The organism is Bacteroidia bacterium (assembly GCA_025056095.1).
Lineage (GTDB): Bacteria > Bacteroidota > Bacteroidia > JANWVE01 > JANWVE01 > JANWVE01.
Map to the genome: position 1 here is coordinate 1 of JANWVW010000047.1, position 15614 is coordinate 15614.

Annotated in this window: 10 protein-coding genes; 6 read left to right on the plus strand and 4 right to left on the minus strand. The window is 36.4% G+C overall.

Going from position 1 to position 15614, the window contains the following annotated elements; all coding sequences use genetic code 11:
• Positions 1-82: 82 nt before the first annotated feature.
• Positions 83-2911, minus strand: coding sequence for a DNA polymerase I (polA, locus tag NZ519_05515; protein ID MCS7028206.1), 2829 nt, complete (start codon positions 2909-2911; stop codon positions 83-85).
• 145 nt (positions 2912-3056) lie between these two features.
• Between polA and NZ519_05520 the strand changes: the two genes are divergently transcribed.
• From NZ519_05520 to NZ519_05535, 4 genes are all read left to right on the plus strand, one after another.
• The gene (locus tag NZ519_05520) at positions 3057-3182 is read left to right on the plus strand and encodes a hypothetical protein (protein ID MCS7028207.1); all 126 of its coding nucleotides are present in this window, start codon (positions 3057-3059) and stop codon (positions 3180-3182) included.
• 118 nt (positions 3183-3300) lie between these two features.
• Positions 3301-4404 (plus strand): rRNA pseudouridine synthase, encoded by a 1104-nt coding sequence (locus NZ519_05525; GenBank protein MCS7028208.1) that lies wholly within the window; start codon positions 3301-3303, stop codon positions 4402-4404.
• Positions 4405-4483: 79 nt separating this feature from the next.
• Positions 4484-5221 (plus strand): bifunctional demethylmenaquinone methyltransferase/2-methoxy-6-polyprenyl-1,4-benzoquinol methylase UbiE, encoded by a 738-nt coding sequence (gene ubiE / locus NZ519_05530; GenBank protein ID MCS7028209.1) that lies wholly within the window; start codon positions 4484-4486, stop codon positions 5219-5221.
• The gene (locus NZ519_05535; GenBank protein MCS7028210.1) at positions 5164-5943 is read left to right on the plus strand and encodes a PorT family protein; all 780 of its coding nucleotides are present in this window, start codon (positions 5164-5166) and stop codon (positions 5941-5943) included. The genes ubiE and NZ519_05535 overlap by 58 nt, the downstream gene beginning before the upstream one ends.
• Here the strand turns inward: NZ519_05535 and NZ519_05540 are convergent, their stop codons facing one another.
• Positions 5944-6780, minus strand: a complete 837-nt coding sequence (locus tag NZ519_05540; GenBank protein MCS7028211.1) for a phosphate ABC transporter substrate-binding protein — start codon at positions 6778-6780, stop codon at positions 5944-5946.
• Positions 6781-6900: 120 nt separating this feature from the next.
• Here NZ519_05540 and hslV point away from each other — a divergent pair, with 120 nt between their 5' ends.
• Both hslV and topA read left to right on the plus strand, forming a co-directional pair.
• Entirely contained in the window at positions 6901-7458 is a 558-nt protein-coding gene (hslV, locus tag NZ519_05545) for an ATP-dependent protease subunit HslV (protein MCS7028212.1), read from the plus strand.
• Positions 7459-7545: 87 nt separating this feature from the next.
• Positions 7546-9870, plus strand: coding sequence for a type I DNA topoisomerase (gene topA / locus NZ519_05550; GenBank protein MCS7028213.1), 2325 nt, complete (start codon positions 7546-7548; stop codon positions 9868-9870).
• 13 nt (positions 9871-9883) lie between these two features.
• Here topA and NZ519_05555 read toward each other — a convergent pair whose 3' ends face one another.
• Complete coding sequence (locus NZ519_05555; protein ID MCS7028214.1) at positions 9884-15379, minus strand: MG2 domain-containing protein; 5496 nt, start codon at positions 15377-15379, stop codon at positions 9884-9886.
• Positions 15380-15387: 8 nt separating this feature from the next.
• Positions 15388-15614: hypothetical protein (locus NZ519_05560; GenBank protein MCS7028215.1), on the minus strand; the 227-nt coding region annotated here is incomplete at its 5' end.

Consider the following 15614-nt stretch of genomic DNA (forward strand, 5'->3'; position numbering starts at 1 on the left):
GCGTTAGCGTAGCCCGTAGCACGCCGACCTTGCCCACACAAGCGCAAGCGAAGTGTGGGCAAGGGCACGCCCAAAAATAATCCTAATGCGCTTCTAACCAATTTTTTCCTATACCTACACTTACCTCTACAGGCACTTTTAACTGTAAAGCATCCTTCATTTCTCTAACTATAATTGGCTTGACAATATCTACCTCATGTTCAGGCACTTCAAACAAAAGTTCGTCATGAACCTGCAAAAGCATCTTCGTTTGATAGGATTTGAGCGCCGCAGCAATGTTAATCATGGCTTTTTTTATCATATCTGCTGCTGTACCCTGAATAGGCGTGTTGATAGCATTTCGCTCCGCAAAATTTCTAACTGCAGGTGTAGCAGAGAGAATATCAGGCAAATACCGCTTTCTACCTAACAAAGTTTGTACATATCCATGCTCACGAGCATAATTGACCATCGCATCCATAAAAGCTTTTACCTTAGGGTACTGCGTGAAATAACTCTCAATAATTTGAGCAGCTTCTTTACGTGGGATCCCCAATCGTTCCGATAAGCCATGTGCTGAAATTCCGTAAATAATTCCAAAATTGACTGTTTTAGCTTTTCTACGCATGTCAGGAGTAACTTTATCTATATCCACATTAAAAATTTTGGACGCCGTAGAAGCATGAATGTCTTGCCCTTCCAAAAAGGCTTGAATTAAACTTTCATCTTCACTCATAGATGCCATAATACGCAACTCTATTTGAGAATAATCCGCAGAAAGTAAAACGTAACCTTCAGGAGCAATAAAAGCTTTACGAATTTCTTTACCTTTTTCAGTCCGAATAGGAATATTTTGTAAATTTGGTTGGTTAGAACTCAACCTACCTGTAACGGCAACCGCTTGATTAAAAGAAGTATGCACACGATTTGTTTTCGGATTAACTAATTCGGGTAAAGCATCTATATATGTGGATTTTAGTTTAGCCAACTCTCTGTACTCTAATACTTTGCGGGGAATATTAACTATGCTTTTTCCTTGCTCTGCGGCTTCTATATCCAATTTCAGGGCTAATTTTTCTAAAATCTCCTCTCCCGTAGCATACTGACCGCTTTTTTTGGTTTTTTCTCCTTTGTCCAATTTAAGCACTTCAAAAAGCATTTCCCCCAACTGCCGTGGCGAATTGAGATTAAAAGGTATTCCTACATAGTCTTGTATTTCTTTCTCTAACTGCTCCATTTCTTTTTCTAAAACTTGTGAATACTGCTTCAAAAATTCTACATCTATCAAAACACCTGCTATCTCCATTTGGGCTAAAACAGGCATAAGCGGCATTTCTACTTCATTGAACAGAGAATAAACTTCTTTTTCATGCAGCTTAGGTGATAAGTGCAGATATAATTGCCAAGTAACGTCTGCATCCTCGGCAGCATACTCTGCTACTTTTTCTATGGGTACTTCTGCCATAGAAATTTGTTTTTGTCCTTTTCCAATCAGAGTATCAATAGAGATGGGTACATAGTTGAGATAAGTTTCTGAAAGCATGTCCATAGTGTGCTTCATTTCAGGCTGAATGAGATAATTAGCCAACATAGTGTCAAAAAAGTGTCCTTTTACAGGTATGCCCTGCCAATGTAAAACTTGAATATCAAATTTGAGGTTGTGCCCTATTTTGAGAATGGTTTCATCGGCAAAAATGGGTTTTAGATATTTTTGAATGGTTTTTAAGGGCAGTTCTGCATTACAAGGAACATAATAGGCTTTATGTTTTTCAAAGCAGAAAGCTACTCCGACTAATTCACAGTTATGTGTGTAGGTAGAAGTAGTTTCGGTATCAAAACAAAAAGCAGGCTGAATAGAAAGTTCGTAAGCTAATTCTTTCAATTTTTGTTCATCAGATATGATAATGTATTCATGGGGCGTATCATGAATTGTATTTTTTTGCAAGGGAGAGCTTGTATTTTCAAATAAAGAAGGTGAAATACTTTGTGTTTTGGGCTTGCTTTTTGTGGAAGTTGGAATTACTACATTTCCAAATAAATCCTTTTGAACATTTTCCTTTTCGCCGAATAGCCTTTTAGACAAAGTCTTAAACTCTAATTCTTCAAAAATAGCTTTGAGTTCTGTTTGATTGAAAGGGGAGGCTTTGAGTTTGTCTAATTCTAATTCAATAGGTACATCTGTGCGAATGGTGGCTAATTGTTTAGATTCTAAACCTTGTTGTGCATATTGAATGACGTTTTCTTTAAGTTTACCTTTGAGTTTATCTGCGTTTTGAATAAGATTTTCAACAGAGCCATACTCTTGGATAAGTTTTTTTGCTGTCTTTTCGCCGATGCCAGGGATACCTTTGATATTATCTACGTTATCGCCCCATAGTCCAAGCACGTCAGGGACTTGGGCAGGAGGTACGCCAAATTTATCAATTACGCCTTGTATATCTAAAATTTCAATTTCATTACCTACTCGTTTTGGGCGGTAGCATATAATGTTTTCTTCTACTAACTGACAAAAATCTTTATCGGGGGTCATCATATAAGTTTTTATGCCTTGTTGGGCGGCTTTTTTAGCTAATGTGCCAATTACGTCGTCAGCTTCATAGCCAGGTACAGAGAGTTTAGGTATGCCCATAGCGTCAAGAATTCGGTGTATGTAGGGGATAGCATCCAGAATTTCTTTTGGGGTATCGGGGCGATGTGCTTTGTAAGCAGCATTTTGTTCGTGTCTAAAAGTAGGTTCGTGAGTATCAAAAGCTACGCCGATATAATCGGGTTTTTCTTTTTGTAGGACTTCTAATAGAGAGTTGCAAAAGCCGAAAATAGCCGAAGTGTCAAAGCCTTTTGAGGTTTTACGGGGATTTTGGATAAAAGCAAAGTGCGCTCTGTACACTAACGCCATTCCATCTAATAAAAATAAACGGGGCTGTTCATTCATACTCAAAGGTAAGAAAAAAGTAGCTCAAAAGTTTAAACAATTGCATGAAGGTCAGTTGGGACTATTCAAAAAACGGCATAAAATAATTTATTGGATTAAGTCCATTTTCGTTTTATAGGGTGGATGATAATTTGATTTTTTTGGTTTGGGCGTGCCCTTGTGGGCGTTTCGCTTGCGCTCATGCCCACAAGGTCGGCGTGCTACGGGCTACGTGCGGAATGCCCCGACCCTTGCGCAGCAAGGGGCACGCCCAAAAAATAAAAAAACATAATTGCATGTAGTCATACTTAACGGATGTCTATGGTCAAAGAGGATGCGTATGCTACTTGACTTTTTGTCATAAACACAAAACATAAAACAAAAAACCGTACCTTTGCAGAATTAAAAATATGAACAAGTTCAAAGGTAACCGCTCTGCTCCTGATGAGAGAAAGTTTGACAAGGATAAACTGAAACAGGAAATTATGCAAGATATGACTAAAAACATAGCTCAAACAAGTAATAAAAAAAATTCTACTTCCAAAGACAAACCCGTTGTGGTTAGAAAACTAAAAAAAGTAGATAAAGGTCATCAAAACTCTAAGAGTAATACAGTCAATAGCTTATCCGATAAAGTTGAAGACAATTCTTTTGATCCTTATTCAAATTTTGGTAACTACGATAACATACGAAAATTAGCAAAAAAAGTGCTTAAACAAAATTCTGCCAATTTTACCGATCTCAAAACACAGATGCAAACTTTAAAGAGACTCCAAAAATTACCTCAAACCGAAGTACGGCTAAATCGTTACATTGCGCACTGTGGAATATGCGCTAGAAGAGAAGCCGATCAACTGATAAGACAAGGTAAAATTAAAGTTAATGGAGTAGTGGTTAAAGAATTAGGTAAAAAAATCAACCCGCAAACCGATGTAGTAGAATACCAAGGTAAGCCAATTCAACCTAAAAAATTTGTTTATATTTTGATGAACAAGCCGAAAGATTGTTTATGTACCTTAAAAGATCCCAAAGGCAGGCGTACAGTGATAGACATTATTGGGAATGCTACTCCTGACCGAGTTTTTCCTGTAGGGCGTTTAGATCGCAATACTATTGGGCTACTGCTGCTTACGAATGATGGGGAATTAGCACAGCGATTGATGCATCCATCTTACAAAATTCCAAAAGTATATAAGGTAACTTTGAGCGAACCTCTACAAAAAGCAGATATCGAAGCTATCAGAAAAGGGATTACTTTGGAAGATGGTTTAGTAGAAATAGATGATATTGAGTACGTTCCAGATACTCATAAAAAACAAGTGGTAATACAAATCCATTCAGGGCGCAACCGCGTAATACGTAGGCTATTTGAACATTTAGGCTATCAAATAGAGAAACTTGATCGCATAATCTACGCTGGTCTGACTAAAAGAGCCTTACCTCGGGGTAAATTTAGATTTTTGACAGAGGAGGAAATTCATGCATTGAGAAAAATGGTCGGTTTGGAAAAGTAGGATTAAACTTGCTTTTACAGTTTATTTAATGTATCTTTGTACTTTGCAACTTATTAAGAATATGTAAAGTTATTGAAGTATGCAAGTTGAGGTCAAGGTAAAACCATATTCGAGTGAAGGAAGTAAAAAGAAGCAAGTTACGGACATGTTCAATAACATTGCGCCGAAATACGATTTTCTCAATCGTTTTTTGAGCGCAGGAATTGACCAAAAATGGCGAAAAAGAGCGATTAAAGAGCTGTCAAAAGAAAAGCCCAAAATAATTTTAGATGTAGCCACAGGAACCGCAGACTTTGCTATTGCTGCCTTAGACCTCAATCCTGAAAAAGTTATAGGCATAGATATATCTGAAAAAATGCTTGCAATAGGTAAGAAAAAAATACAGCAAAAAAAATTACAAGACAAAATAGAACTTACACTTGGCGATTCAGAATCCTTACCTTTTGCAGACAATAGCTTTGATGCCGTAACAGTAGCTTTTGGAGTGAGAAATTTTGAATACCTGACACAGGGGCTATCTGATATCTATCGCGTACTTAAACCTAACGGAACTTTACTAGTTCTGGAATTTTCTAATCCACGCAAATTTCCTGTAAAGCAATTCTACCGCTTCTACGCCGAACATATTTTACCTACTATTGGCTGGCTGTTTTCAAAAGATAGAGCTGCTTATACTTATCTACCTCAATCTATTAAAGTTTTTCCTGACGGAGAAAATTTTTTAGATATTTGCAAAACCATTGGTTACCAACAAACTAAATGGATACCTTTAACAATGGGAATATGCTCAATTTATATCGCCAAAAAGCCTGCTTAGTAGCTTTGATTTTGTGGGTAAGTACGGTGTATGGTCAAACAGCAAGCACTGTTGCCCTACAAGAAAAAAATACAGATGAAAAAACTTACAATGGCGTTCTTTATAAAAAACCTTATGATTTCAAGAAGGGCAAAATAGGTTTTATTTTTGGGCTAAATGTAGCCGATTACGCTGTTATACGCAGAGCAGATGGAATTGATACTTTCAACGCTATTTATGTCAAAGCTGGGCCAGGTATACACTTTGGATTAGTTTGTACCTATAAATTACATAATTTATTAGATATACGCGCTTTGCCTTCTTTTGCCCTACAACAGCGTACTATTCGTTTTGAACAAAGGGCAACCAGAGACACCGCATTCAATAGAACCTCTGAATCGGCAATATTTCAGTTACCTTTGGAAATAAAGTTCAAATCTGAACGGAATGATGATTTTAGAGTGTATTTAATAGGTGGCACATTATTCAGCTATGACATGTCCAATAGAGCAAGCGATAAGGTAAACAGAGATAAACTTATTCGCACTCAACCTTTTGATATAGCAGGGGTAGTAGGCTTCGGGATGGACTTTTATCGCGAAAAAATAAAACTTTCACCTGAAATTAAATTTGCGCATGGCATAAATAACATACTTATACGAGAAACTAACAATTCTTTCAGTAATGGGCTGGATTCTCTTCGTACTCAAACTTTAATGCTTAACTTAATAATTGACTGGTAATTAAAAGATACCTTCTATCACAGGGTAGAAACCATATTTAGTAACTAACTTTTGAGTTTCTTTTTGGGTTATCCACTCTATAAACTCTTTAACTTCACCTTGCGGTTCTTTGATACTAAACAAAAATAACTGGCGAGATAAGGGGTAGGTATTATTCTTAAGATTATTTAAGGTAGGCTCTACATAGCTGGATTGGTGATAGTCTTTGATAGAAATAGCTTTTATAGTCGGCTTTTTATCCACCAATCTACCGAAAGCAATACCATTTGGATTTTTACTTATCCATTCTGTTATCTGCGCGGAGTTGTTTTTTACTATAATGCTAGTATCATAATCTTGACCTCCCATTATTCTGTTTTTGAAAAACTGACAAGTACCTGATTCATCAGGTAAGCGTGCTGCTAAAATGGGTTTGTCTTCTCCACTTAGCTCTTTCCAATTTTTAATTTCTCCTGAATAAATACCTGCAATTTGCTCCGCAGTAAGCTGGTTAACACGATTTTGATTATGTACAAATACACCAATGCACTCCATTGCTATGGCTATTTTTACTCCATTGGTATTGTATTTCGCTTTAAGTTCAGCGATAAAATTACCCGAAGGTGCTTTGGATATGGCACATAAGTCTACTTCCCCTGCTAAAATTTGTTGAAGTCCCCTTTCTGTATGTCCACCTGAAACGAGAATGTCAACGTTAGGTTTAATTTTTTTGTACTCTTTGCTCAATTCTTCTAACATGTCTTTCATAGTTTCCGAACCTGCTATCTTTATTATAGTTTGAGTGATAGCAGTATGATGTAATAAACATATCCAAGCCAGAACAAGCAGCGTTTTCATAGACCTTGAAAACATTTCAAAAGTACAAAACTAAACTCACTTACAAATGACGTTTTCGTTAAGTTTTTGGACCAAAATAAATTTTGAAGGATTAGTAGATTTTACCTATACTTGTACGCCATGAAAAAAATTCACAGTACTACGGTAATAGGGCTGATTCATAATAATCAGGTTGCAATTGGTGCAGATGGTCAAGCTACTATGGGAAATACTATCATAAAAGCGAATGTAAAGAAAGTGCGTTTTTTAGCTCAAAATAGTATTTTAGTTGGCTTTGCAGGTGCTACTGCTGATGCTTTTACTTTGTTAGATCGCTTTGAGGATAAACTTTCTCAATATAAAAATAACATGAAGCGCGCTGCCATTGAGCTGGCTAAAGAATGGCGAACAGACCGTTTTTTACGTCGATTAGAAGCAATGATAGTAACTTTAAACTCACAAGAAGCCTTAATTATATCAGGAACAGGAGATGTTTTAGAACCTGAACATCAAATTTGTGCGATTGGTTCAGGTGCTATGTATGCTTATAGCGCTGCTATGGCATTGAAAAAACATGCACCTCATCTTAGCGCCAGAGAAATAGTACGAGAAGCTTTACATATTGCTGCAGATATCTGCATATACACTAATCACAATTTTGAAATACTTACCCTCGATTTGAATCAAAAAGCTGGCTAAAAAGTTATTCTAAAATAACCAATCCAAAGTATTTTCGTTTATAACTTTGAGCAGTCAAAATCAGTTGTACTCATAGCTAAGCGCACTATGCCAAAGACATTAGTGATTGTAGAGTCCCCTGCTAAGGCTAAATCTATCAATAAATATCTAGGAAGCAACTATATCGTAAAAGCTTCCATTGGACATATAAAAGATCTACCTAAAAATGAGCAAGCTGTTGACAAAGCCAATGGCTTCAAACTCAACTATGAAATCATTAAAGGCAAAAAAAAGATTATTGATGAGCTAAAAAAAGCCGCAGAAGAGGTAGATCAGGTTCTATTAGCCACAGACCCTGACCGTGAAGGCGAAGCTATTGCTTGGCATATTGCTAACGAAATAAAAAAGAAAAATAAAAATATTGCCAGAGTAGTTTTTAATGAAATTACTAAAAATGCAGTTTTACAGGCGATTCAAAACCCTCAAGCTCTAGACATGGACTTAGTCAGAGCGCAAGAGGCACGCCGTGCACTAGATAGATTAGTAGGTTTTGAAATCTCTCCTGTACTTTGGAAAACGCTTCGCTATGGGCTTTCTGCTGGTAGAGTACAATCTGTTGCCTTAGAGTGGATTGTCAATAGAGAATTAGAAATTCAAAACTTTAAAAGTCAAGAATACTGGACATTAGAAGCTACTTTTGTAACACAAGAAAATGAATCTTATACAGCGCGCTTGTATAGCATCTCCAATCAAATTGTTGGTGATGATACAGAAGATAAAAAGAAACTTCGCATTCCAAATCAAGAAACTATTCAGCAATACATAGCTGACATTCAAAAACATAATTTTATAATAGAGAATCTGATAACTAAACCACGTAAAAGTAACCCTTATCCACCCTTTATTACTTCAACGCTACAACAGGCCGCATCTAACGTACTTAGATTTAGCCCAAAACGTACTATGTCTATTGCTCAACAACTGTATGAAGGATTAGATATTGGCGGAGAAACTACGGGCTTAATCACTTACATGCGTACTGATTCTACTCGACTAAGTGATGAAGCTATACAAGCTATTCGAGATTATATTAGCCAAAAATACGGACCGAAATACTTACCTACACAACCGAATATTTTTGGAAAAGCTAAAAAAGGCACAAATATTCAAGATGCTCATGAAGCTATCCGACCTACAAGTATGAAAAATGAACCCGCTTTAGTTAAACCTTATCTTACCGAAGAGCAATTTGCTTTATATGAACTGATATGGAACAGAACAGTAGCTTGCCAAATGGAAGCTGCCATAGATGAGGTTACTACCGTAGATACAGTTAGCGCTGATGAGAAAAAAACTTATCTTTTTCGCACTACGGAAACTAAACCTGTTTTTGAAGGTTACCGAATAGTATGGCAGCATGGTGCTGATGTTCAAGCAGATGAAGATAATAAAGAATGGACAAGCAAATTACCTAAAAATCTCAAAGTTAAAGATACTGTAAAACCTCAAAAATTTAATCCTCAACAACATTTTACTAAACCTCCTGCAAGATACACTCCTTCTTCTTTGGTCAAAGCTTTGGAAGATGCAGGTATTGGCAGACCTAGTACGTATGCTACTATTATTGATGTATTGCAAGAAAGAGAATACGTTGTTCTCAAAGATCGCCGATTTTACCCTACAGATTTAGGTATTAGTGTAAGTAAGTTTCTGCAAGAACGCTTTGACAGCTTTTTGAACGAAGAGCTAACACAGAAAATGGAAGCAGGACTAGATGAAATTGCACACGGTAAAGAGAAATATGAAGTATTCCTTCAAAAATTTTACGATTTGCTAGAAAAGGCAGTAAAGGATGCTCAACAAAATAAAGATAAAACAGGTAAGGTTTTAATTTACCTCAATGATAAAGAAGGCAACCGTATAAAATGTGAAAAGTGTGAAACAGGTTACTTAGTAGAAAGATGGAATAAAAATGGTCGGTTTGCTGCTTGCAGCAACTATCCTGATTGTAAAAATATTAAAAATATCAACGAAAAGGGCGAAGTTTACGAACCTCAAAAGCAAGAAGCTTTACCTACTGATGAAAAATGCCACCTTTGCGGTAAAGATATGTTACTCAAAGAAGGGCGTTTTGGTAAGTATTATGCTTGTGTAGATTACCCCAAAGCATGTAAAGGTACACGCCCGTATATAGCCCCTCAAACAGAAACATTCGTCTGCCCGAAATGCAAAATTGGAACTATTTCGGAGAAAAGAGGAAAATTTGGTATATTCTATCCTTGTAACCGCTATCCCGATTGCGATTTTAGCATGAAATCCCAACCTATTGTTCAAAAATGTAAAAATTGTGGTTGTACTTTATTAGAAGAACGAACGAATAAAAAGTACGGAACACAACTTATTTGTCCTTTATGTAAAACTATACAAGATTAAACTGTTGAGCTTTCTACCCTTTCATTTGAGAGATGACTTTAATCCTCTTAGCACCATGATACGAATGATATTCAGGGGCATACATAGCTTCTGCACCTATGGGCGGAAGTGCAAAGCTACCCACAGTAACCGCTCTTAACATATAGTAAAAATTTTTACTACCTGTTACATCAGTGTACAAAAGTAATCTATCATCTCTAACATCCATATATTGAGGTTTGTCGGTTGTATTTACATTTAGTTCAGGCAAATCTTTTAATCTTGGATTTTCTATTTCAAAACCTGCGGGAATTAGCTCTGATATTGCAACATTTTGAAGTGTTTTGCCTTCTACTGCTGAAATTGTGATCTTACAAATGACTATGTCGTTTTGAGTAAAGGTATTTTTTATTTCTTTACCCGAGCGGTCGTAAAACGTTCTGCGCACTTGTAATCCTGCATCTACTTCTTTTATTGGAGTATAGCTAATTCCTTCTGTGTGCCAAAAGTAATACAATCTTCCTGAACCATGAGTGGTAATGGTTAGACTGTTGTTTTTAATCGGAATGGAAAGTTCTTTACCTGTAAAAGTATAGACCGCTGCACCATCTTTGATAGTAGCAGTAACATTTTGGCTACTTTGAGTACGAGCTAGTTTTCCTATACCTACGCATACAAAAGCACGTTCTTGGGTATTCCAATACTCACTATTTTTATCTTCAGCAAACTTACGAATAAGAGTAGGAATAGCAGAATGGTGTGGGTCTATGTCTGCTAAAACAGACAGAATAATAGCATCTGCTCTAATATCTGAGTCAAAATTTTCAGATAGATTTTTATCCGTTTTTTCAGTGTCAAATTTGTCTGTAAGCAAATACTGAATAGCACTCCTTTGATGTGTTAATGCAAAGGCACCTGCTAACATGTATTTCATGTCTTTCGTCAGTAGTTCAGGATGGCTTTTGTAGTAGTTCATACTTGCGTAGTCAGCTTGCTGTGCAAGGGCTAATACATACAAACCATAAATAATTTCTTTGTTGGCTATTTTTCTTACTCTTCGTTTAGAATAATCTCCCGAAGAATAACTTACGTAACTGTAAGTACTATTTTCCGCAGAACGTTTAGCAACATATCTAAGAGCCTTTTGCAGTACTGTTTTATCCACTGAATAACCGGCCTTTTGAGCTTCTAAAAGAAAATGAGTAGCATATACAGATGTCCACCAATTACTCTCGTTCGCGCCTTGCCAATAACTAAAATCTCCATTGACTAACTGCATGTTTTCTATTTTTTGGATACCTTGCTTAATGTAGTAGCTTATATTTTCACCTTTTAGCTCTTGACCACAAGCAGCACGGATAATATCTTCGGCGTACAACATTACAAACAATTTAGAGGTAGTTTGTTCCAAGCATCCGTGTGGGTAGCCTATTAAATATTTGAGATGCTGTGCAAATTGTACAGCAGGAAATTTACTGACAACTAAGGTAGAACGTTGTGTATTAGGAACATAATTGTTAGGGATAGTAATATTTTGAGTAGTTCCTGCTTGTATTTGACCTGAACCTGTTTGTACGTATAATGGGCTAGCAGGTCTTACACTGATTTCTGTAACATCAGTAACAGTTTTGCCATTGTATTCTGTGGTTATGATAATTTTAGCAGGACCTAATTGGGTAGTAGCTGCAGCTTTGAAAGTAAGTATGCTTTCTTGTTGGGCAGATACCGAAGTACTTTGTGTGCTTTTACCAATAATCTTAACTGGACCTTCGGTTTTAACAGATATTGTAGGGATTATTCTTGTTTGAGTAGTATTGTAAAGAGATACAGGTAGTTCTATACTGTCTTGGGGAGCAATGAAACGAGGAATAGAAGGAGTTGCTACTATATCATCTACAACTAACATTTGATCTTGGGCAGCGCCCATTTTTTCGTTCATATAAGCCACAGCCATCAAACGAATTTGACCATTAAAATTCGGAATAGGTACCTTTATCTTGGCTACACCATTTTGAGTTGCGATAATGCCACTCCATACAGATACAGGCTTGAATCGTTTTACAGTGAAGGGGTTTTTGCGGGCATCCTTAAAAGTAGGTTTATCACTAAACTCCTCTCTTGCACTTCCGTACTCACCTTGATGAGCTAACGGAATAGCAGGTTTCCTATTCACCTCATTCAACATCAATTTGTACAAGTCAAAGCTCTCTACATTTAACTTCTTTCTGCCATAAAATTCTGAATAAGGATCTGGACTTGCAAAATTCTTAACTTGGCAAATTCCCTCATCTACTGCAGCCAAAGTAACAAATACAGGCTGATTTGTATTGGTTTGTACTATAACTTCCTGAGTTTTATTAGGTTGTACTTTTTTAGGAGTAATGATTTGCACGTTGAGCCTATTTTTAGGGTTTTCTACATTAAGGTTTTGATAGCCATGTGCTACATAAAATGTTTGCTGGTTAATTGCAGTAGCGTTATTAAACAGTGTAGCAGCTACATATACATTAGGTAAGTGATTATCTTCTAATGAAATAGAAAGTTGTGCAGTTCTATTTTTTGTTGTGAGGTAGTAGTATTTCAACACTTTCTCGCGTTCTATGGTAACTAACATTTTACCATCAAACGGAGTTTTGAATAAGATTTTGGCTTGCTGACCTACATAGTAAGTTTGTTTATCAGGTAGAATATCTATGTTGCCTTCTCTATTAGCCTTAAAAGAAGTGTATGTAGTGCTTTCCCAATCGTAAGCGCTGAACACAGTGCTAATGTAATTTACTTCATCTCCTACTGCGCTTAAACGAACTTCATATTCCCCTGAACGGTCTGGAATAACTGTAAAAGTAAAAGGACTATTTTTTACCGTAATCTGCTCTTTTTTTACTAAAATTTCTTTTCTATCACTTTGATAATCGTAACCTTGAGTAGTTTGGCGAAAAACATTATGCCATTCGTACCGAATAAGCTTGGCTTCTATTTGTAGACCTGCTTTTACTTTATCTTCGGGAGAAACTGCTACAGCTTGAATTTGTACAGGTTGTTGCGTACTGTAACATGAATTTAGTTTTTGAATGCCAATATAATAATCTTGTGGATAGAAAATGAAAGAATTTACTTGAGAGTTCGGTCGGTTAGTAGCATCAAAAACTGTGGTGAGTACTTTACCTTGCAAAACTGCGGGTACTCGTTGTAATTTAGGAAACTTATAATAGAAGTTGGTTTTACCTTGATTGTCCAACGTTCCTGTTTTGTAAATATGAGTAGGCAAATGTGTTTTTTCTACTTTGGCATAAAAATTAAAATCAGGATAGTTTTTACTAACAAATTTTTGCGGATTAAAAAGAACTTCAACTTCATACTTCTTTTCTGATGCAGGGGGTCCAAATAAGTTTAGGGCTTGTACGTCTAATTTTAACTCTTCACCTGCTTTAAAAATTTCTTGGTTAATTTTAGTGTTAATTTTGAGCTTATCAGGTACAAAATCCTCTACAAAAAAGGAATACGTACCCAAAAGGTCTTCACTTTCTGTGTAAAGAGATGCAGTATACGTACCTGTATTAGCATAGTCAGGAATAGGCAAAGCTACTTCAAAGCTACCTTGTTCGTTCAATACTTTGCGAACGCTGGCTATTTTTTTGTTTTGTGCATCGTGAACTTGGAATATCACGGGGAGATCCTTTACTACTTTCATTCTCTTATCTCTGACAATACCTGAAAAATAAGCTGTTTCACCAGGGCGATACAAATTTCGTTCAGGGTACAGGTAGCTATCGTATTGATTGTGAGTAATTTCTTTGCCACCTACATCAAAACGAGCGGTAGGTACGTAGATTTCATCTAAATGTACAAAGTTAAAGTCCTTTCCATTCTCTACAAGAACCATTTGAGGTTCTCGGTCTTGAATATGCTCTGTAATATTTTCAAACACAACTATACCTTCCGAATTAGTTGTACCTTGCAAAATAGTTTGATTGTATTTGTCTATTACATTTACCTTAGTGTTGGCTACGGGGGTGTTATCTTTCATCGAGTTGACAAAGCACATTATTTCATTTTTGCCCTTTTTAATTATTACGCCTAAGTTAGAGAACATCACAATTTTGTGTTTTTCGTTCCACGTATCATTTGTGTTACGTACTGAAAGCACGTAAATACCTTCAAAACGTTGTTTCAAAGCCCTTTCAAGGTTAATTACAACAGAGTGCACTTTATTTTTAGGGGCTTGGGTGCTATATCTTTCTGTATAAATTACTTTACCATAATTCCCTATGTAAGGAAGGTATACTTCCGTTGAATAGTCGTTGTAATAAAAGGTTTGGTAGCCTTGATTCTCCTCATCGTATGTGTATCCTTTTCCGTATCGGCTAGGGTAGTGATTATGCAGATATGCCCATACATTGTTCTTATAAATTTCTGTAACTTCTATCTCAATTTCAGGTACGTTTACCACTTTAATTTCTATATTTTTCAAACCCTCCCGTAACAAGTACTTGCCTGTGGGATTGGCAAATTCTACAAAAGGTTTAAGGTTACCAATAGATACTTTTTCAGTCTTTGTACTGTGTAATTTACCCCCGTATAGACCTTTTAAGCCTGCTTTTATACTAACCGTATATTCCGTAGCAGGTTGAAAATCACCTTCCAAACGAGTAACATTATCCTCAACTGACAATTTGTAATTTACTTTTGGGCTAACGGTAATGTAATCAGAGGCACTGTTCGGTTCAATGCTTTGGTTAGTATGAATTTCAATCCAAGCATTATTGTATTCTGTGCCTGCAAAGATGTTTTGTATTTCTAAATTTTGTTTAGCGCTTAAAACATTTTTGAATACTTTTTCTTGTCTAAGAGTGATATTTCTATTTTGCAGGTAAGCAGGTAATCCTTTTTTGAGATACATCTTAAAATGTTGATCTTTATCTGTGCGTTGAATATCACCCAAAGCAACAGAAATGATAGGAGAGGGTTTATCATTTAGGATTTGGTAGTTAGATAGAGTTTTATCGTCTTTTTTTATGGTTAAGAAGTCTTTGATTTTTACAGGATCTACGGGATAGGAGAAGCGAATGTTAGCTTGTGCGGCAACCATAAATTCTGTGTTCTTCAAATTATTCCAAAAAAACTCTACTTCAAGCACATCAAAATAAGGAGAGTGAAAGCTAAATTCTTTTTTTCCTTTTAGAGTATAAGGGGTACTCTCAGTAATTTTAGAAGTGAGTTTTGCAAAGTACTTTGTAGCAGGTAGAAGGGGCTCTTCGGGCGAAAAAACTAACTTATCTCTCTCAATCCATTTGAATTTACCTTTAATGTTAGGTGTAAAGCGTACATATTCTATTTCAGACCATTGACCTATTTTCTCAACTGGTGCAATTTCTTTATTGAATTCAAAAGTATAAAGGTGAAAGTCTTTAATTTCTTGTTCGTTCGCGCTAAAATGCCGCACTCTAACACTATTTTTAGAAGAGGTACAGCTTAGGGTTATCATCAAACTTAAAAAAAGTCCTATAATTCCTATGATACGTAGCAGCATACGTTATACTATATTAAGCAAAAGTACAAAAAATATTTGAGATAAGTAACGAATAGTAAATTTTTTGTGCTTAGGCAACGGTATTGGATTACAAAAATGAACATGATTAAGAAGATTTTTTTGGGCGTGCCCTTGCCCACACTTCGCTGCGCTTGTGTGGGCAAGGTCGGCGTGCTTCGGGCTACGCTTTCGCTTCGGTGCTTCGCTTCGCTCCGCACTGGGCTAACGCCCACCC